General features: G+C 38.7%; 11 protein-coding genes, 1 tRNA gene and 1 pseudogene. 8 read left to right on the top strand and 5 right to left on the bottom strand.

Annotated elements, in window-relative coordinates; translation table 11 throughout:
• The first annotated feature begins 531 nt into the window (after positions 1-531).
• The gene (locus H8A87_RS18725; RefSeq protein WP_198691406.1) at positions 532-1,395 is read left to right on the top strand and encodes a helix-turn-helix domain-containing protein; all 864 of its coding nucleotides are present in this window, start codon (positions 532-534) and stop codon (positions 1,393-1,395) included.
• A 398-nt stretch (positions 1,396-1,793) separates the two neighbouring features.
• Here the strand turns inward: H8A87_RS18725 and H8A87_RS18720 are convergent.
• From H8A87_RS18720 to H8A87_RS18710, 3 genes are all read right to left on the bottom strand, one after another.
• Positions 1,794-1,878 (bottom strand) — tRNA-Tyr (locus H8A87_RS18720).
• 153 nt (positions 1,879-2,031) lie between these two features.
• Positions 2,032-2,880, bottom strand: coding sequence for a formyltetrahydrofolate deformylase (gene purU, locus H8A87_RS18715; protein WP_198691405.1), 849 nt, complete (start codon positions 2,878-2,880; stop codon positions 2,032-2,034).
• A 65-nt stretch (positions 2,881-2,945) separates the two neighbouring features.
• Complete coding sequence (locus tag H8A87_RS18710) at positions 2,946-3,407, bottom strand: YchJ family protein (protein WP_198691404.1); 462 nt, start codon at positions 3,405-3,407, stop codon at positions 2,946-2,948.
• Between the two features lie 153 nt (positions 3,408-3,560).
• Here H8A87_RS18710 and rssB point away from each other — a divergent pair, with 153 nt between their 5' ends.
• The 4 genes from rssB (at position 3,561) to H8A87_RS18690 (ending at position 8,136) form a co-directional block, all read left to right on the top strand.
• Entirely contained in the window at positions 3,561-4,586 is a 1,026-nt protein-coding gene (gene rssB, locus H8A87_RS18705; protein ID WP_198691403.1) for a two-component system response regulator RssB, read from the top strand.
• Positions 4,587-4,825: 239 nt separating this feature from the next.
• Positions 4,826-5,743 (top strand): UTP--glucose-1-phosphate uridylyltransferase GalU, encoded by a 918-nt coding sequence (gene galU / locus H8A87_RS18700; RefSeq protein ID WP_198691402.1) that lies wholly within the window; start codon positions 4,826-4,828, stop codon positions 5,741-5,743.
• A 24-nt stretch (positions 5,744-5,767) separates the two neighbouring features.
• Positions 5,768-7,111: a UDP-glucose dehydrogenase family protein gene (locus H8A87_RS18695; protein ID WP_198691401.1), complete on the top strand. Its 1,344-nt coding sequence runs from the start codon at positions 5,768-5,770 to the stop codon at positions 7,109-7,111.
• An 8-nt stretch (positions 7,112-7,119) separates the two neighbouring features.
• The gene (locus tag H8A87_RS18690; protein WP_198691400.1) at positions 7,120-8,136 is read left to right on the top strand and encodes an NAD-dependent epimerase; all 1,017 of its coding nucleotides are present in this window, start codon (positions 7,120-7,122) and stop codon (positions 8,134-8,136) included.
• Between the two features lie 229 nt (positions 8,137-8,365).
• Here H8A87_RS18690 and H8A87_RS18685 read toward each other — a convergent pair whose 3' ends face one another.
• Positions 8,366-8,767 (bottom strand): H-NS family histone-like protein, encoded by a 402-nt coding sequence (locus H8A87_RS18685; protein ID WP_198691399.1) that lies wholly within the window; start codon positions 8,765-8,767, stop codon positions 8,366-8,368.
• Between the two features lie 646 nt (positions 8,768-9,413).
• On the opposite strand from H8A87_RS18685, the gene H8A87_RS18680 reads away from it, so the two are divergent.
• Positions 9,414-10,010: a thymidine kinase gene (locus H8A87_RS18680; RefSeq protein WP_198691398.1), complete on the top strand. Its 597-nt coding sequence runs from the start codon at positions 9,414-9,416 to the stop codon at positions 10,008-10,010.
• Between the two features lie 115 nt (positions 10,011-10,125).
• Here the strand turns inward: H8A87_RS18680 and adhE are convergent, their stop codons facing one another.
• Positions 10,126-12,789, bottom strand: a complete 2,664-nt coding sequence (gene adhE / locus H8A87_RS18675) for a bifunctional acetaldehyde-CoA/alcohol dehydrogenase (RefSeq protein ID WP_198691397.1) — start codon at positions 12,787-12,789, stop codon at positions 10,126-10,128.
• A gap of 493 nt (positions 12,790-13,282) precedes the next feature.
• Here adhE and H8A87_RS18670 point away from each other — a divergent pair.
• A pseudogene (locus H8A87_RS18670) lies at positions 13,283-13,791 on the top strand (NAAT family transporter).
• 612 nt (positions 13,792-14,403) lie between these two features.
• Positions 14,404-16,044 (top strand): ABC transporter substrate-binding protein, encoded by a 1,641-nt coding sequence (locus H8A87_RS18665; RefSeq protein WP_198691396.1) that lies wholly within the window; start codon positions 14,404-14,406, stop codon positions 16,042-16,044.
• Positions 16,045-16,138: the final 94 nt, after the last annotated feature.

Below are 16,138 nucleotides of genomic sequence, written 5' to 3'. Positions count from 1 at the left end.
TTATATATCATACTATACTGCGCATAATACGCTAGTTATCTAAAATTTAGAGTATCGAATCGTTTTTATATATAATAAAAAGCACAAAATTAATAAGTAATAAATTAATGGATGCATAATAATTCATTAGTCATAATATGTTATATTCAACTCCTGATATTATAATTTTTGTGAGGGTTTTTATCCTTGGAATTTATTTTATGTCATGCGTTACAAAAATTAATTAATGAAAAAGTAGAAGAGTTAATCAATCTCTGATAGAAATTTGGACTTGTAGGCCATGGTTATATTTATTAAAGGTTTACAATCACGGTGGAATATTCATCATGATATAGATGAATAATATAGTTCATCTAAACCGCATTATTGCATCAGGGACTGGCATTTTATATAAATGTCATTTGAAAAATATCTGTTTTTATTGTACAAAATTATACCTTCACAATATCAAGTTTGATTTAGCGGTTACCTGATGAGAAGGCCATTTCAAGGATATTATTTTAGCCACAAGTTACATAGGAACGGTGAATTATGTTTTTTTCTCGTAAATTAGAAGCATTCATGGCGGTGGTGGAAATGGGTTCTTTAAGCAAGGCGGCAAGAGTGATGAACCGTACGACTCCCCCAGTCGCTAAATCAATTAAAGACTTTGAGGCGACGTTAGGAAAGCGCTTATTTAAAAGGGAGAAGTTTGGGATGATTCTGACCAAAGACGGAGTGGAGTTATATAATGACCTAAAAGAGCTCTATTTGAAAGAGAAGGAAATTACAAAGAAACACATCAGCGGGAGTATTTGTAATGTTGTAAATATATACCATGATTGGGGTAAGAAAAAGCATCTGATTTCGCTTTATAAAGCAGCGGACAGAAATAATGCTCAGGTTAATATATTACGCTTCAGTTATGATAACATTGATGAAATAGTTGACTATGAGGGCAATACAATAATTTTAAGTTCAGAAAAAATACTTAGTGACCGATTCAGTCTTGTACGGAAAATTGATGGACCAAATTTGGGGATCTGCTGCCGTAAAGAGTTATTGGATGAAGTACATGGGGACTTTACTCAATTGCTGAAAAAGAGAACTTGGTTATGTGATCCAGTACTCTATAAAGGTAATTTGATAAAGAATTTGGAAGAGGAAATGATAAAAAATGGGGAGAAAGTCAATATTCGGCAGATGGATAATATAGAATGCTGTCTGAATTTTATTCAGTCAACTGATTATATTTTTATTACAGATTCCCATTCCGGTGCATTGGAAGAGGGAGAAAGCTTAGGTTTCATTCCAATATCACGACCTGATGCACTTAATCAGTGTTATGTCTACAAATCAAAATCTCATTCAAGTGTGTTAAATCGTTTCATCGACTCTGTCAGCGATATGGAGTAACCGATTGAATAAGCGGAGCAAACTGTTAGGATACTCAGCTCCGCTATTGATACTTGCCCAAATGCATTAATTTTAAAACATTAATTTGGTCGTTAATCTAGAGTGATTAGTATCGATAGTTGATGTCAGCAATGGAATATCTATTTGTTGTTTTTGCAATGCATTGAGAGCTTGAAGCAGATCTTTGATAGTGGTGAGGAAGGGGGATTCGTCATTTCGTTCCTCACTTTTGATTACACGCTAAACATCTCATTATCCCCCTACATTCAATTCAACGCGCTGCGCGCATTGTTATATCGCTACGCTCAATTTGAACTTTGATCGAAAGTTCTCGTCTTTTCTTGGGGAGGTATAGGTTGTTTTTGTTGTTTTGTTGGGAGTAAAAAGTAAATCTTTGATGGTGGTGGGGGAAGGATTCGAACCTTCGAAGTCTGTGACGGCAGATTTACAGTCTGCTCCCTTTGGCCGCTCGGGAACCCCACCAGATTTTGAATTTTGTGCTGTCGTTAGCAGCGGACGGCATAATATCAAATAAGCCGCCGCTGTAAAGTAGTTAATTGAAAATAAAGTATCAAGCGCCGTTTTTTTGAACTTGATGATCAAGTTATGGCCTGTGACAAAATGCTTTACTGCTTATCAAAGAATAACGGTACGGTTACCGTATACAAAGACTCGCTGAGAAAAGACCCAGTGTAACGCTTGGCTCAGTACATTCTTTTCAACATCTCGTCCTGCACGCATCATCTCTTCAGCTGTATAGGTATGATCCACATTTATTACATCTTGAGTGATAATTGGGCCTTCATCCAAATTATCATTTACATAATGAGCCGTAGCACCAATGATTTTGACACCACGTTCATAAGCCTGATGATAAGGACGTGCACCGATGAATGCTGGCAAGAATGAGTGGTGAATGTTGATTATCTGATTCGGATAATGTTGAACAAATGCTGGTGTTAAGACACGCATATATTTCGCGAGCACAACATAATCGGGTTTATATTGATCAATCTGGGCCATCAAGGCTTCATCAAGCTGTTCGCGGGTTAAACCTTCATGGCTGATGTAATGGAATGGAATACCGAATTGCTCAACCAGTTGTTGCAGGATCGTATGATTGCCGATAACAGCAGCAATTTCGACATCCAGCCCACCATAAGCGCTTTTTACCAAGATATCACCAATGCAATGCGCTTCTTTTGTCACCATGATAACGATCCGACGGCGACCCGCAGTATTTAATTCTCGGCTTGAACCGACAGGCAGGGCATCATCCAAATCGGCCAGAAGAGTTTCATCATTGAAAATACCTTCCAGCTCTGTACGCATAAAAAAACGCCCAGTACGATGATCCACAAACTCATTATTTTGAACGATATTTAATTGGTGTTTGTAGCAAATGTTTGTGATTTTTGCGATTAATCCTTTGGAGTCAGGACAAATTGTACGCAAGATTTTTTTTTGTATGTTTGTGTTTTGCATGGATTGAGAGATCCTCAAGTATTCTTCACTGTGTGAATTGTTATGTTTGAAATTTAGATACTGATTTAACCACAGCACTTCTTGTATTTTTTGCCTGAACTACATGGACAAAGGCTATTACGGCCGACCTGAGGACGAATGCCATCTATATAAAACCAACGTTGGTCAATGCGCAAAAAACGCGAGCGTTCATGAATCAATTGTCTATCTTGCTTTCCTTGTTCAATAAAGCAAGCTGAAAATTCGACATAGGCTTCGTTATTATGTTTGCCTTCATGCATTTCGAGGACATTTAATCCTAGCCATTGTACACCGGCAAAACTTTGTTCTATTTCTGCACGCCAATTTTCAGAGTGACAATCAGGATGCCAGGTAGCGGTCAGGTAGTCTGCATTTTGTGTGACGTAAGCACTATATCTGGAACGCATCAAGGATTCGGCATTTGGAGCAGGATGATGATTTTCGATATAGGGGCTACAGCAATGTGTAAAAGGTGAGCCACTGCCGCAGGGGCACATTTTTGTCAAAATAACTCCAATTATTTAAAGAGGTTGTTGTTAATATGAGCGATATTGCAAAGATATGTAAGTGTATAAATAGTACCGGTCTATTGGGATATCATCGGCTGATGATACTCGAATATGGGCAATGGTCGCAATATTTGGTAAGGGGCCGCCGTGATGGAAAAAGTATTGAGCGGAAAGAGGATATTAGTAGTAGAAGATGAGCCGTTTTTTTGTTCCTCACTAGTTGGCTATTTGAATTCACTAGGGGCGGTAACGGTGTGCGCATCAAATGGAAAGATGGCATTAGAGAAGGTAGACGCAGAGATAAAACCTGAACTCATCTTTTGTGATTTGAATATGCCTATCATGACTGGCCTTGAGTTTATTAGACATATGGCGGCAAAAGGGTTGACTATTCCCATTATTATTGTTTCTGCGACAAATGAAATGATGAAGATAGATAATGCCTTGCGTCTTGGTGCTAAGGATATCTTGTTAAAACCAATAGTTAATTTCAATGAAATAAAGAAGATTGCATTGGATTATTTATATCCAAAATTATTTTCTTCTGAGGCGATAGAGCGGATCTGCTTAGTTCAGGAATTAACGATATTAAAACAGCATGCAGCCACTGCATGGGGACTAGTAAAGCAGTTACAACCGCCTGTTTCCCAAGTTATTGCTAACTGTAGGGTAAATTATCGTTTGTTGAATACTGTAGGTAAAGCAGGCTTGGTTTTCGATATCGCTGCATTTTCAGAAAAGGAAATGATGTTCTATTGTCTTGATATCAGTCATTCGAAAGACAGAGGTACTATTTCTGCGCTGCTATTAAGAGTGGTTTTCAATAATTTATTGAAAAAAAGAAGTTTTTATAAAAAAAATGGCTCGTTAGATATGCAAGACATTATGAATGATCTGAACTGGATATTGAATAATGAGAAGGAAGCTGAATCACTTCCGCTACTACTGGGTTATTATGATACTCATAATAAGACCATTTTATTGTCGTCAACTGGATTAAATGCACATATTAAGTCAGAGGGTTGTCAGAAACAGTTAGATAAAGGAACTCCCTTTGGTACATTGAAGATCACTCATTCAAGCCAGAGTAGTGGACGTAGCTCTTTTTGGCAATGCAGAATATGGAATAACAAAAATCAAATAAAACTGATGTTTTCTCCACCGTCTTATCAGTGATTTTATAACATTTATGTATCATTCTATGGTGATGCTAAACATTGAATCACGTAAGTGTGATTAAAAGCTTGCGCACTGTATATCTGGTTGAATTAACTGGTATACTCGTGCGCGTTATTTTTTATGCGTATTTACGCGTACGATTTTCTTCACACATACGATTTTTTCAGAGAGTTAACGCTATGGTTTAATCTGTAAAGGAATTTTTCAGTGACAACATAGCAGTAGGAGATAATGTAATGTCAGCAATAAATAAAAAGGTAAAAAAGGCTGTTATACCCGTTGCTGGTTTGGGAACCCGGATGTTGCCGGCCACTAAAGCCATTCCTAAAGAAATGCTTCCTCTAGTGGATAAGCCGCTTATTCAATATGTCGTCAATGAATGTATCAAGGCGGGCATTAATGAAATTATTCTCGTTACACATTCATCCAAGAATTCTATAGAAAACCATTTTGATACCAGTTTTGAGCTGGAAGCGATTCTTGAGAAAAGAGTTAAACGCCAATTGCTGGATGAAATACAGTCGATTTGCCCAAATCATGTGACGATTATGCAAACCCGTCAGGGAATTGCAAAAGGATTGGGACATGCCGTGTTATGTGCTAAACCCCTTATTGGTGATGAGCCGTTTGCTGTTATTTTGCCTGATGTCATTTTGGATGAGTACAGCACGGACCTGTCAAAATATAATTTGAGCGAAATGTTGTCTCGCTTTAATAGCAGTGGGGCAAGCCAGATTTTGGTCGAACCTGTTCCTGTAGAAAGTGTCTCGGATTATGGCATTGTTGATTGCTTAGGCGAAAATCTACAACCTGGTGATAGCAAACCTATTGCCCGTGTTGTTGAAAAGCCGAAGCCAGAAGAGGCACCCTCAAATCTCTCCATCGTTGGCCGTTATGTATTATCCGAAAAAATCTGGCCATTATTGGCGAAAACTGCACCTGGGGCAGGAGATGAAATACAATTGACAGATGCCATTGCCATGCTGATGGAAAAAGAGCCTGTTGAGGCTTACCATTTGCAGGGACGTAGCCATGACTGTGGTAATAAATTAGGCTATATGCGGGCATTTGTTGAATATGGCATGAAACATAAGGAACTGGGTAAATCATTCACGGATTGGGTCATGACCTTGCAAAATCAGATTGGAAAATAATCTACTAGTAATTTAAGGTGTGATATGAAAGTTACTGTATTTGGTATTGGCTATGTAGGCTTAGTTCAAGCAACCGTATTTGCAGAAGTTGGACATGATGTACTTTGTGTTGATGTTGATGCAAAAAAAGTCGAGAACCTGAAAAATGGTCAGATCCCTATTTTTGAGCCAGGTCTGGTGCCTCTGGTAAAGAAAAATCATGCAGAAGGGCGTTTGAGTTTTACAACGGATGCCAAAGCCGGTATTGCCCATGGCAAATTACAGTTTATTGCAGTAGGAACACCTCCTGGTGAAGACGGATCAGCTGATCTTCAATATGTAACTGCCGTAGCTCGAACCATTGCGGAAAATATGGATGGCTACAAAGTTGTTGTTGACAAATCAACCGTGCCAGTAGGTACGGCTGATAAAGTCAGGGCAGTAATGCAAGCAACATTGGCACAACGTAATGTAGAACTTCCATTCGATGTTGTCTCCAACCCTGAATTTTTGAAGGAAGGTGCGGCAGTTTCCGACTGTATGCGGCCTGAGCGTATTATCATTGGCTGTGATAACGACGATGTGGTTGATGTAATACGCGAATTGTATGAGCCATTTAATCGTAACCACGATCGTATGATAGTCATGGATATCCGCAGTGCTGAACTGACTAAATACGCAGCTAACTGTATGTTGGCAACAAAAATCAGTTTCATGAATGAAATTGCCAACCTGGCAGAAATGCTGGGGGCAGATATTGAAAATGTACGTCAGGGAATTGGTTCCGATTCACGAATCGGATATCACTTTATTTACCCTGGATGTGGATATGGAGGTTCATGTTTCCCGAAAGATGTTCAGGCATTGATCCGAACGTCTGAACAAATTGGGTATACGCCAAAAATTCTTCAGGCAGTTGAACAGGTTAACGAAAAACAGAAAAATAAATTGCCTAATTTTGTAAAGCATCATTTTGGTAATGATTTATCTGGCAAGACATTCGCTATTTGGGGATTGTCATTTAAACCCAATACGGATGATATGCGTGAGGCATCAAGTCGTGTATTGATGGAAACATTATGGGAATGTGGCGCTAAAGTGCAGGCATATGATCCTGAAGCTATGCAGGAAACTCAGAGTATTTATGGTCAGCGCGAAGATCTCTCCTTAATGGGAACAAAAGAGGCGGCATTAAAAGGTGCTGATGCTTTGATTATCTGTACTGAATGGCAAAACTTCAGAGCCCCTGATTTTGATGTAATTAAGGATTCATTGAAAAATCCTGTGATTTTTGATGGGCGTAATCTTTATGATCCTGAGCGTCTGCAATCGCGCGGATTTACATACTATGGTATTGGTCGCGGCGCCTCAATCAATCCGGTCATTTGAGTTATTATATGAAATTTTTAGTTACAGGTTCCGCTGGCTTTATTGGTTTTCATGTCAGTCAGCGGTTATTGAATATGGGGCATGAGGTTGTCGGTATCGATAACCTCAATGATTATTATGATGTTAATTTGAAGCAGGCGAGATTAAATTTATTACTCCCTCATTCAAATTTTAAATTTGAAAAATTAGATCTGGCCGATAGGATTGCCATCCCAGAATTGTTTGCTAAACATCAATTTCAGCGAGTGATCCATTTGGGGGCTCAGCCGGGTGTGCGCTATTCAATCCAAAACCCAATGGCATATATCGACGCCAATATCATAGGTCATATCAATATTCTTGAAGGGTGCCGTCATAATCGTGTAGAACATTTATTATATGCATCTTCAAGTTCAGTATATGGATTAAATAAAAAGCAGCCGTTTTCCACTGATGACTCTGTTGATCATCCGATCTCTTTATATGCAGCAACGAAAAAAGCTGATGAGTTAATGTCTCATAGTTATTCGCATCTTTATCAACTTCCCACCACAGGATTAAGGTTTTTTACTGTATATGGGCCATGGGGTCGCCCTGATATGGCTTTATTTAAATTCACTAAGGCTATGTTAGAAGGCAAGCCAATTGATGTTTACAATCGTGGCGATATGGTGAGGGATTTCACATATATTGATGACATTGTTGAATCTATAATCAGATTACAAGATATCATTCCTGCCCCGAATAAAGACTGGTTAGTTGAAGATGGACAGATATCTGCCAGCTCTGCACCATACCGTATTTACAATATCGGTAATGGTCAGCCGACAAAGCTAGGGGATTTTATTGAAGCCATTGAAACTTCATTGGGGATTGAGGCAGAGAAAAACTTTATGGAAATTCAGGATGGGGATGTGTTATCAACGTGTGCAAATTCCAGTGCGCTTTACGATAAGATTGGCTTTTCACCCGATACTCCGGTAAAGGAAGGGGTGAAACGGTTTGTCGATTGGTATTTGGATTTTTATCAGAAATCAGAACGGTAAAAATAAAAAAAGGAGCTAATCGCTCCTTTTTATAAGATTATGTTAATAAAAAACTAAGTTAGTGTTAAATTCTTCTTTAGCACGTTGAGAATATGAAGACCACTTGGCCTTTAATATAACTCTCTGTGTTCCTACATCAGCCCGTAATAAACCTAGTTAGTTATATTAATCGTAAAACAAAAATACCCTTGAGAGGGTACTTTTGTTATTTAGTCTATAAAACAATTGATTAGATCAGGAAATCTTCCAGTTTTTTGCCTTCATCATCAATTGCTTTCTTGATTACAGCTGGTGTACGGCCTTGGCCAGTCCAAGTTTTAGTCTCGCCTTCATCGAAGTATGAATATTTAGCTGGACGTGCAGCACGTTTAGATTTACTAGTAGCTTTACCACTTAAAGCGTCCACTAAATCACTTAATTCAATACCATCTTTTTCCAGCATTTCACGGTATTCTTGAACCTTACGTGTACGCTCTTCTATTTGTGCGCGAGCTTGGCTTTCTTCATCACGGCGTTCTTCAACAACAGTCGTAAGTTTTTCCAGCATTTCTTCTAAAGTAGTAAGTTCACATTCTCTTGCTTGTGCGCGCAAGGTACGGATGTTATTTAAGGATTTTAAATTTTCGCTCATTGTCCTGGTCTCAAATTATAATGGTGATGGCTGATGTAGGGATAATAATAGAATGCTATTTTATTTTCTGCAATAGTGAATTTACTTTCTCAGGCTAAAACATGTCATTTTAAAATGCAATTTTTTTGATAATCGATATATTGCGTTTTAATCCTGCTATTGGGTTTACCATTTTTCAATAAGCATTGAAGCAAGATTACTGTAAAGTTGAGTAAGGGATAAACTGCAACGTATAAAACTAATTTATAGTCAATCTGTAAGGAATGTTAACTGTTCTTCTAGAAATAAGTTTGAGAGTAAGCGAGTGGTGAAAGTTTTTTATGGGTAATCCATTAGTTATGATTATAGCGGCTAAATTGAACAAAAGTAAACCGCTATGATTATTAATATGCAAAGAATGGAGGGATAAATAACTATTTCTTTTTGATGTTAATTTCGTTCATTTGTCATGCAGAAAGTGCTAGTGGTGATGATTTTATATGCACAAATGTGATGATTATCATGAAAATAATCTTTTCTTATTCGTTCTAATTTGTTTCTGCTACCCCACATTTGGCAATAACAAGAAGTAATTTCAATCAGAGTTTGTGGTAAACTTACCGCAATATATTGCCTGATTAAATTTGACAAGAGGATGGACGGGCCAATGGCTCAGCTTTATTTTTATTATTCTGCCATGAACGCAGGGAAATCAACTTCCTTATTGCAATCTTCCTATAACTATAACGAAAGAGGAATGAGGACGCTGATTTTTACAGCGGAAATCGATACTCGATTTGGTAACGGTAAGGTCAGTTCCCGTATTGGCTTATCCACTGAAGCATTGCTGTTCTCATCAGAAACAAATATTGCCAAACTTATCAGAAGTGAGAATGAGGCGGAAAAAGTCCATTGTGTTTTGATTGATGAATGCCAATTTTTGACGAAAGAGCACGTCGAGCAGCTTTGTGAAATTGTAGATTATGACGATATCCCTGTTCTTTGTTATGGCTTAAGAACAGATTTTCAGGGAGAGTTATTCAGGGGTAGCCAATATCTTCTCGCTTGGTCAGATAAATTGGTGGAGCTGAAAACAATCTGTCATTGCGGGAGGAAAGCCAGCTGTGTACTCCGTTTTGGCAGCGATGGGAGTGTTGTTTACGATGGTGCTCAGGTTGATATTGGCGGTAATGAAAAATACGTCTCTGTGTGCCGTAGGCACTATACCGATGTTATTCGTGAAGCTAAGTCAAAAAAGGTTTAATACGCCGCAATTTTAAATCAAGTGGGTATAAAACTATTAAGCTAGGAAAATGAAATAATAAAAAAGGCGCTGGGTTTTACCTAACGCCTTTTAAGTTACATCAGTTCATCATTTATTATTGTTTCTTATTATTTTTTCTGTTTGGTTTTGCTGTCTCCTGAGATTTGACCTGTTCTGTGAATTCGCGACCATAGAAAGAATCTAACAGCAGTTGCTTCAATTCAGAAATTAATGGGTAACGTGGATTGGCTCCGGTACATTGGTCATCAAATGCATCTTCTGAGAGTTTGTCGATTTTCGCCAGAAAGTCAGCTTCCTGAACACCTGTTTCACGAATTGAGGTCGGAATGCCTAACTGGGATTTCATTTCTTCCAGCCAAGCCAACAGTTTTTCAATTTTTGCAGCAGTACGATCGCCTGATGCGGTTAATCCCAAATGGTCAGCAATCTCTGCATAGCGACGTCGCGCCTGCGGCCGATCATATTGACTGAATGCAGTTTGTTTTGTTGGATTATCGTTAGCGTTGTAGCGAATCACGTTACAGATTAATAATGCATTAGCTAAACCATGTGGAATATGGAACTCAGAGCCAAGTTTATGGGCCATGGAGTGACATACTCCCAAGAACGCATTAGCAAAGGCGATACCTGCAATGGTTGCTGCATTATGAACACGCTCACGGGCAACGGGATTCTTGGCACCTTCGTGGTAACTGGCGGGAAGAAAATCTTTCAGCAGCTTCAATGCTTGCAGTGCCTGCCCATCAGAATACTCATTGGCCAAAACAGAAACATAGGCTTCCAGTGCGTGAGTCACAGCATCCAGACCTCCGAAAGCACACAGGGATTTTGGCATATCCATGACGAGGTTTGCATCGACAATCGCCATATCAGGGGTCAGTGCGTAATCTGCCAACGGATATTTCTGTCCAGTGATGTCATCGGTGACAACTGCAAAAGGCGTTACTTCCGAACCTGTACCTGATGTTGTGGTAATGGCAACCATTTTTGCTTTCACACCCATTTTCGGGAATTTATAGATGCGTTTACGGATATCCATAAAACGCAGAGCCAACTCTTCGAAATGTGTTTCTGGATGTTCATACATCACCCACATAATTTTGGCTGCATCCATGGGGGAACCGCCACCAAGGGCAATAATGACATCTGGTTTAAATAGGTGCATTTGTTCAGCACCCTTGCGGACGATGCTCAAGGTAGGATCTGCTTCAACTTCAAAGAATACTTCGGTTTCCAGACCGTAAGTTTTCAAGACATTGATAACCTGATCAGCGTAGCCGTTATTAAATAAGAAGCGGTCTGTCACAATAAAGGCGCGTTTTGCTCCATCGGTAGCGATTTCTTCCAAGGCTATGGGCAGAGAACCGCGGCGGAAATAGATTGATTTTGGAAGTTTGTGCCACAGCATATTTTCAGCTCTTTTGGCGACGGTTTTCGTATTGATTAGGTGTTTTGGCCCTACATTTTCGGAAATAGAATTGCCTCCCCAAGAGCCACAGCCCAGCGTCAGGGAAGGGGACAGCTTAAAGTTGTACAAGTCACCGATTCCACCTTGGGATGCAGGTGTGTTGATCAAAATGCGTGCAGTTTTCATTTTTTTGCCAAAATATTTAATGCGTTCAACTTGATTATCCTGTTCGGTGTAAAGACATGACGTGTGCCCAATACCGCCCATTTCAACCAATTTTCCAGCTTTTTCAACAGCATATTCAAAGTTCTTGCCACTGTACATGGCAAGTAGAGGCGATAATTTTTCATGGGCAAAGGGTTCAGTTTCATCTACCAGAGTGACTTCACCGATAAGGATTTTGGTGTCCTCAGGAACGCTGACACCGGCCATTGCAGCAATTTTTGTTGCTGGCTGACCAACAATGGCTGCATTTAAATTACCATTTTTCAAAATAATATCTTGAACGGCCTTTAGCTCTTTCCCTTGAAGGAGATAGCCACCGTGGGTTGAAAAACGCTCACGGACTTGGTCATAAACAGCATCAACGACAATGACAGATTGTTCTGAGGCACAAATCACGCCATTATCAAATGTTTTGGACATCAGGATAGATGCGACGGCACGCTTGATATCTGCCGATTCATCGATCACTACCGGAGTATTACCGGCACCGACACCAATCGCGGGTTTGCCAGAACTATAGGCTGCTTTTACCATGCCCGGGCCGCCTGTTGCCAAAATCAGGTTAATGTCAGGGTGGTGCATTAAGGCATTTGAAAGCTCAACAGAAGGTTCATCTATCCAGCCGATGATATCTTTTGGTGCCCCTGCTTCAACCGCTGCTTTCAAGACGATTTCGGCCGCTTTATTGGTTGCTTGTTTGGCGCGTGGGTGAGGGGAGAAAATAATACCATTACGGGTTTTCAGGCTGATGAGTGCTTTGAAAATTGCAGTAGATGTTGGGTTTGTTGTTGGAACGATACCGCAAATTAGGCCAATAGGTTCAGCAATAGTGATGGTACCGAATGTATTATCTTCAGATAAAATGCCACAGGTTTTATCATCTTTATAGGCGTTATAAATATACTCAGAAGCGAAGTGGTTTTTGATCACTTTATCTTCCACAATTCCCATACCAGATTCAGACGCAGCTAATTTTGCCAATGGAATACGAGCATCTGCGGCCGCAAGAGCAGCAGCACGAAAAATTCTATCAACTTGTTCCTGAGAAAAATTAGCAAATTCATGCTGGGCTTTTTTTACGCGAGCAACTAATTCATTGAGTTCAGAGACCTGAGTTACAGCCATAAAAATTACTCCTGATAAATGTTAAATTTTTAAAGGGAATTAGCTGCGGAATTATTAATTCATTAAATAATGTCATGAGACTAATCGTTTAGGAATTAATTATAAATACCGCCAATTTCCTTAAAAAATTACTTAACAAAATGATTAACATAGAATTAATTAATTTATTTGAAATTTTACGTTGAATACAGCCTACCATTTATAGTCTTTTTTATAGTGATTTAGATCATAAAAACATTAAGCTGACTCAATTCAGCTTGGGTTTTTATGGGAATGACTATGAGTTAATGTCCTAGAGTAAATTTAAAAATTAATTTAACTGTAATGACACAGTTTATTAACCTTATTTTATCGTATTTCCTATAGCGGGATCGATCTTATTGGCAGAATTTGCTGGATTAATTGATTTTAACTTAACGAAAAAATTCTGATTCAATGTATTTTTTAGATGTTGTTATAAATTTTATTTATTTACCTTTAAAAAGGGCTAATCGTGAGTGAGTCATTACTGGGGCTTTCTGGGTATATTAAATTCTTTATGGGATTGTTTGCGCTAGTGAACCCGATTGGTGTCTTACCTGTTTTCATTAGCATGACGAATTACCAGACCATTGTGGGACGTAATAAGACCAATCTAATGGCAAATTTGTCTGTTGCCATTATCTTATGTATCTCATTACTGGTCGGTGATTCTATCCTCTATGTATTTGGTATTTCTATTGATTCATTTCGTATCGTTGGTGGGATGTTGATAGTTACAATTGCAGTGTCGATGATTAATGGTAAGTTGGGGGAAGATAAACAGAATAAGCTGGAAAGATCAGAGGCTGCGGTTAGAGCCAGTGTTGCTGGCTACTATTCTGTTCGGCATCTTTGTTGGTAAAATTTTTGGGGCAGACAGGCATCAATGTGATTACTCGAATTATGGGATTATTATTAATGTCGCTGGGTGTTGAGTTTATTGTCACCGGAACAAAAGCTTTGTTCCCTAGATTACTATGATAGTTCATAGGTAAGATAACCTATGTGTTTATCTAGGTCGTTAATGTAAAAAGGTGAAATTTTCTACTTAAATAGAGAATTAATTAACCAAAATATAGCTAATAAATAACCAACTGAAGTGTGGCCGATCAATCATATCATTTCTGTGTAATTTCTTAAAAATCATTGTTTATATTTTATTCCTATTTAGTTTTCTACTTCCTCAAAATAATACTGTAATTTTTTACACTATTTTGCTTTCCTTAGTCTTATCTGGCTGGTGGTTTATTTTTATATTTTGTGATGAAGGTGGATTTTTACTCTGTGGTGATTGCATTTTGTTAAAATAATGTTTATTTTCTCTTTCAGTTGCATTTCATGGTTTTTGTATTGAAAGAGTCAAATAAAATTTATTATTATCAATTAGTTATATTTATGACGTGAATGTATTCTGCACAAGAATAACAGATTACCTTAATGCCTTAATAAGCCTATTATAAAAAATTCTATAACAATTATTAAGTGGATATGGTTTTTTAATAGATTAATTACTACTTGTTAACGTGATAAGTAAATTATCGGAGTTAGTAGATTAAAAACGATTAATTTGCTGTTGATAAATTGGAGCAAAAAATGAGAAAAAAAACATCAAAGTTGGGGCAGTTGATTTCGAGTATTGTTTTATTATCATTTCCTGCTGTGCAGGGTATTGCTGCGATTGTTCCCGCGGAAGTCACACTAGCCGAAAAACAAGAAGTAACCATTAACAACGGTGTTGAAGTGACTTCACTAGATCCTCATAAGGTTGAAGGTGCTCCAGAAACTGTCATTATCCGTAATTTGCTAGAAGGGCTGGTGACAACAGGACCAAATGGCGAAACCGTGCCTGGTATGGCAGAAAGATGGGAAAATGAAGGTTATAAGGTTTGGACGTTCTATTTACGTGACGATGCCAAATGGAGCGATGGTAAGCCCGTTACTGCGCAGGATTTTGTCTATAGTTGGCGTCGTCTGGCTGATCCAAAAACAGGGTCACCATACACCAGCTATTTGCAGTATGCCTATGTCCAGAATGTCGACGATATTCTGAAAGGAACAAAGTCACCAGAACAATTGGGTGTTAACGCATTGGATGATCACCGTTTCCAAGTAACACTAAGTCACCCAGTTCCTTATCTGGTCGATATGTTGAGCCATACTGCAGTAAAACCGGTCAGGCAAGATTTGGTTGAAAAGTGGGGTAATAAATGGACATTGCCAGAAAATTATATTGGTAATGGCGCTTATATATTAAAAAACTGGGTGGTCAATGAGCGAATTGTTTTAATGCGGAACTCACAGTATTGGAATGATAAAAAAACTATTATTGAAAAAGGCACTTTCTTACCTATCGTCTCAGGAATCAGCGATGTTAACCGTTATCGTAGCGGAGAAGTGGATATCACTGACAGCGCCATTCCACCTGATCTGTACCAAAAAATGAAACGGGATATTCCCGAACAATTGCAAATTTCACCTTTTCTGTGCACGTTTTACTATGAAATTAATAATCATAATCCACTGTTTAAAGATAAACGGGTGCGGGAAGCCATAAAACTGAGTCTTGATCGGGATATCATCACTGAAAGAATTATGGCGCAGGGACAAATTCCAGCATATGGCTTTACTCCGACTTATATTGGAGGGGGCCTGACCATCAATCCAGGATGGGCAAGTTGGACACAGGAACAGCGTAATCAACGGGCAAGGCAATTGTTAAAAGAAGTTGGTTTTGATGCCAGTAATCCTCTTAAATTTACTTTGCTGTACAACACATCAGAGCAGAACAAACAACAAGCCATTGCTGCGGCTTCTATGTGGCAGAAAAATATTGGTGCAAAAGTCATTCTACAAAATCAGGAATGGAAAACCTCTCTCCAGAATCGCCATCAGGGACATTATGATGTCGCCAGAGCAACGTGGTGTGGCGATTATAACGAGCCTTCTTCTTTCTTGAATGTGTTGTTGTCACATAGCAGTAATAATACCGGTTTCTATCAAAGTGCGGCTTTTGATAACTATCTTAGTCAGGCACTTGTCGCTAAAGATGAAGCAGCACGTAAGGAATTTTATCAACAGGCCGAAGCTCAGCTTGATAAAGACTCAGGATTGATACCCGTTTATTACCGTGTCAGTGTGCGTCTCATTCGCCCGACAGTTGGAGGAATGACAGGGAAAGATCCTCTCGATTATGTCGACTTAAAGAATTTGTATATCAAAAAGGTGAATAACTGATCGTTATCACGATGTGTTTTTTTAAAAAAAAGTTCTGTCTTGCTGTAAACAAAATCGTTCCTTTTGGATACGGATAATAACTATCCCAATGTGT

Origin of the sequence: Xenorhabdus lircayensis (assembly GCF_016306625.1) — a bacterium.
GTDB lineage: Bacteria > Pseudomonadota > Gammaproteobacteria > Enterobacterales > Enterobacteriaceae > Xenorhabdus > Xenorhabdus lircayensis.
The sequence above is the reverse complement of the archived record's forward strand: the minus strand, read 5'-3'. Positions and strand labels throughout refer to the sequence as shown.

What these genes read in the sequence shown, in the direction of transcription:
- H8A87_RS18725 (WP_198691406.1), top strand. Translation starts at nt 532, where the DNA reads ATGTTTTTTTCTCGTAAATTAGAAGCATTCATGGCGGTGGTGGAAATG.
- purU (WP_198691405.1), bottom strand. Translation starts at nt 2,880, where the DNA reads ATGCAAAACACAAACATACAAAAAAAAATCTTGCGTACAATTTGTCCT.
- rssB (WP_198691403.1), top strand. Translation starts at nt 3,561, where the DNA reads ATGGAAAAAGTATTGAGCGGAAAGAGGATATTAGTAGTAGAAGATGAG.
- galU (WP_198691402.1), top strand. Translation starts at nt 4,826, where the DNA reads ATGTCAGCAATAAATAAAAAGGTAAAAAAGGCTGTTATACCCGTTGCT.
- H8A87_RS18695 (WP_198691401.1), top strand. Translation starts at nt 5,768, where the DNA reads ATGAAAGTTACTGTATTTGGTATTGGCTATGTAGGCTTAGTTCAAGCA.
- H8A87_RS18690 (WP_198691400.1), top strand. Translation starts at nt 7,120, where the DNA reads ATGAAATTTTTAGTTACAGGTTCCGCTGGCTTTATTGGTTTTCATGTC.
- H8A87_RS18685 (WP_198691399.1), bottom strand. Translation starts at nt 8,767, where the DNA reads ATGAGCGAAAATTTAAAATCCTTAAATAACATCCGTACCTTGCGCGCA.
- H8A87_RS18680 (WP_198691398.1), top strand. Translation starts at nt 9,414, where the DNA reads ATGGCTCAGCTTTATTTTTATTATTCTGCCATGAACGCAGGGAAATCA.
- adhE (WP_198691397.1), bottom strand. Translation starts at nt 12,789, where the DNA reads ATGGCTGTAACTCAGGTCTCTGAACTCAATGAATTAGTTGCTCGCGTA.
- H8A87_RS18665 (WP_198691396.1), top strand. Translation starts at nt 14,404, where the DNA reads ATGAGAAAAAAAACATCAAAGTTGGGGCAGTTGATTTCGAGTATTGTT.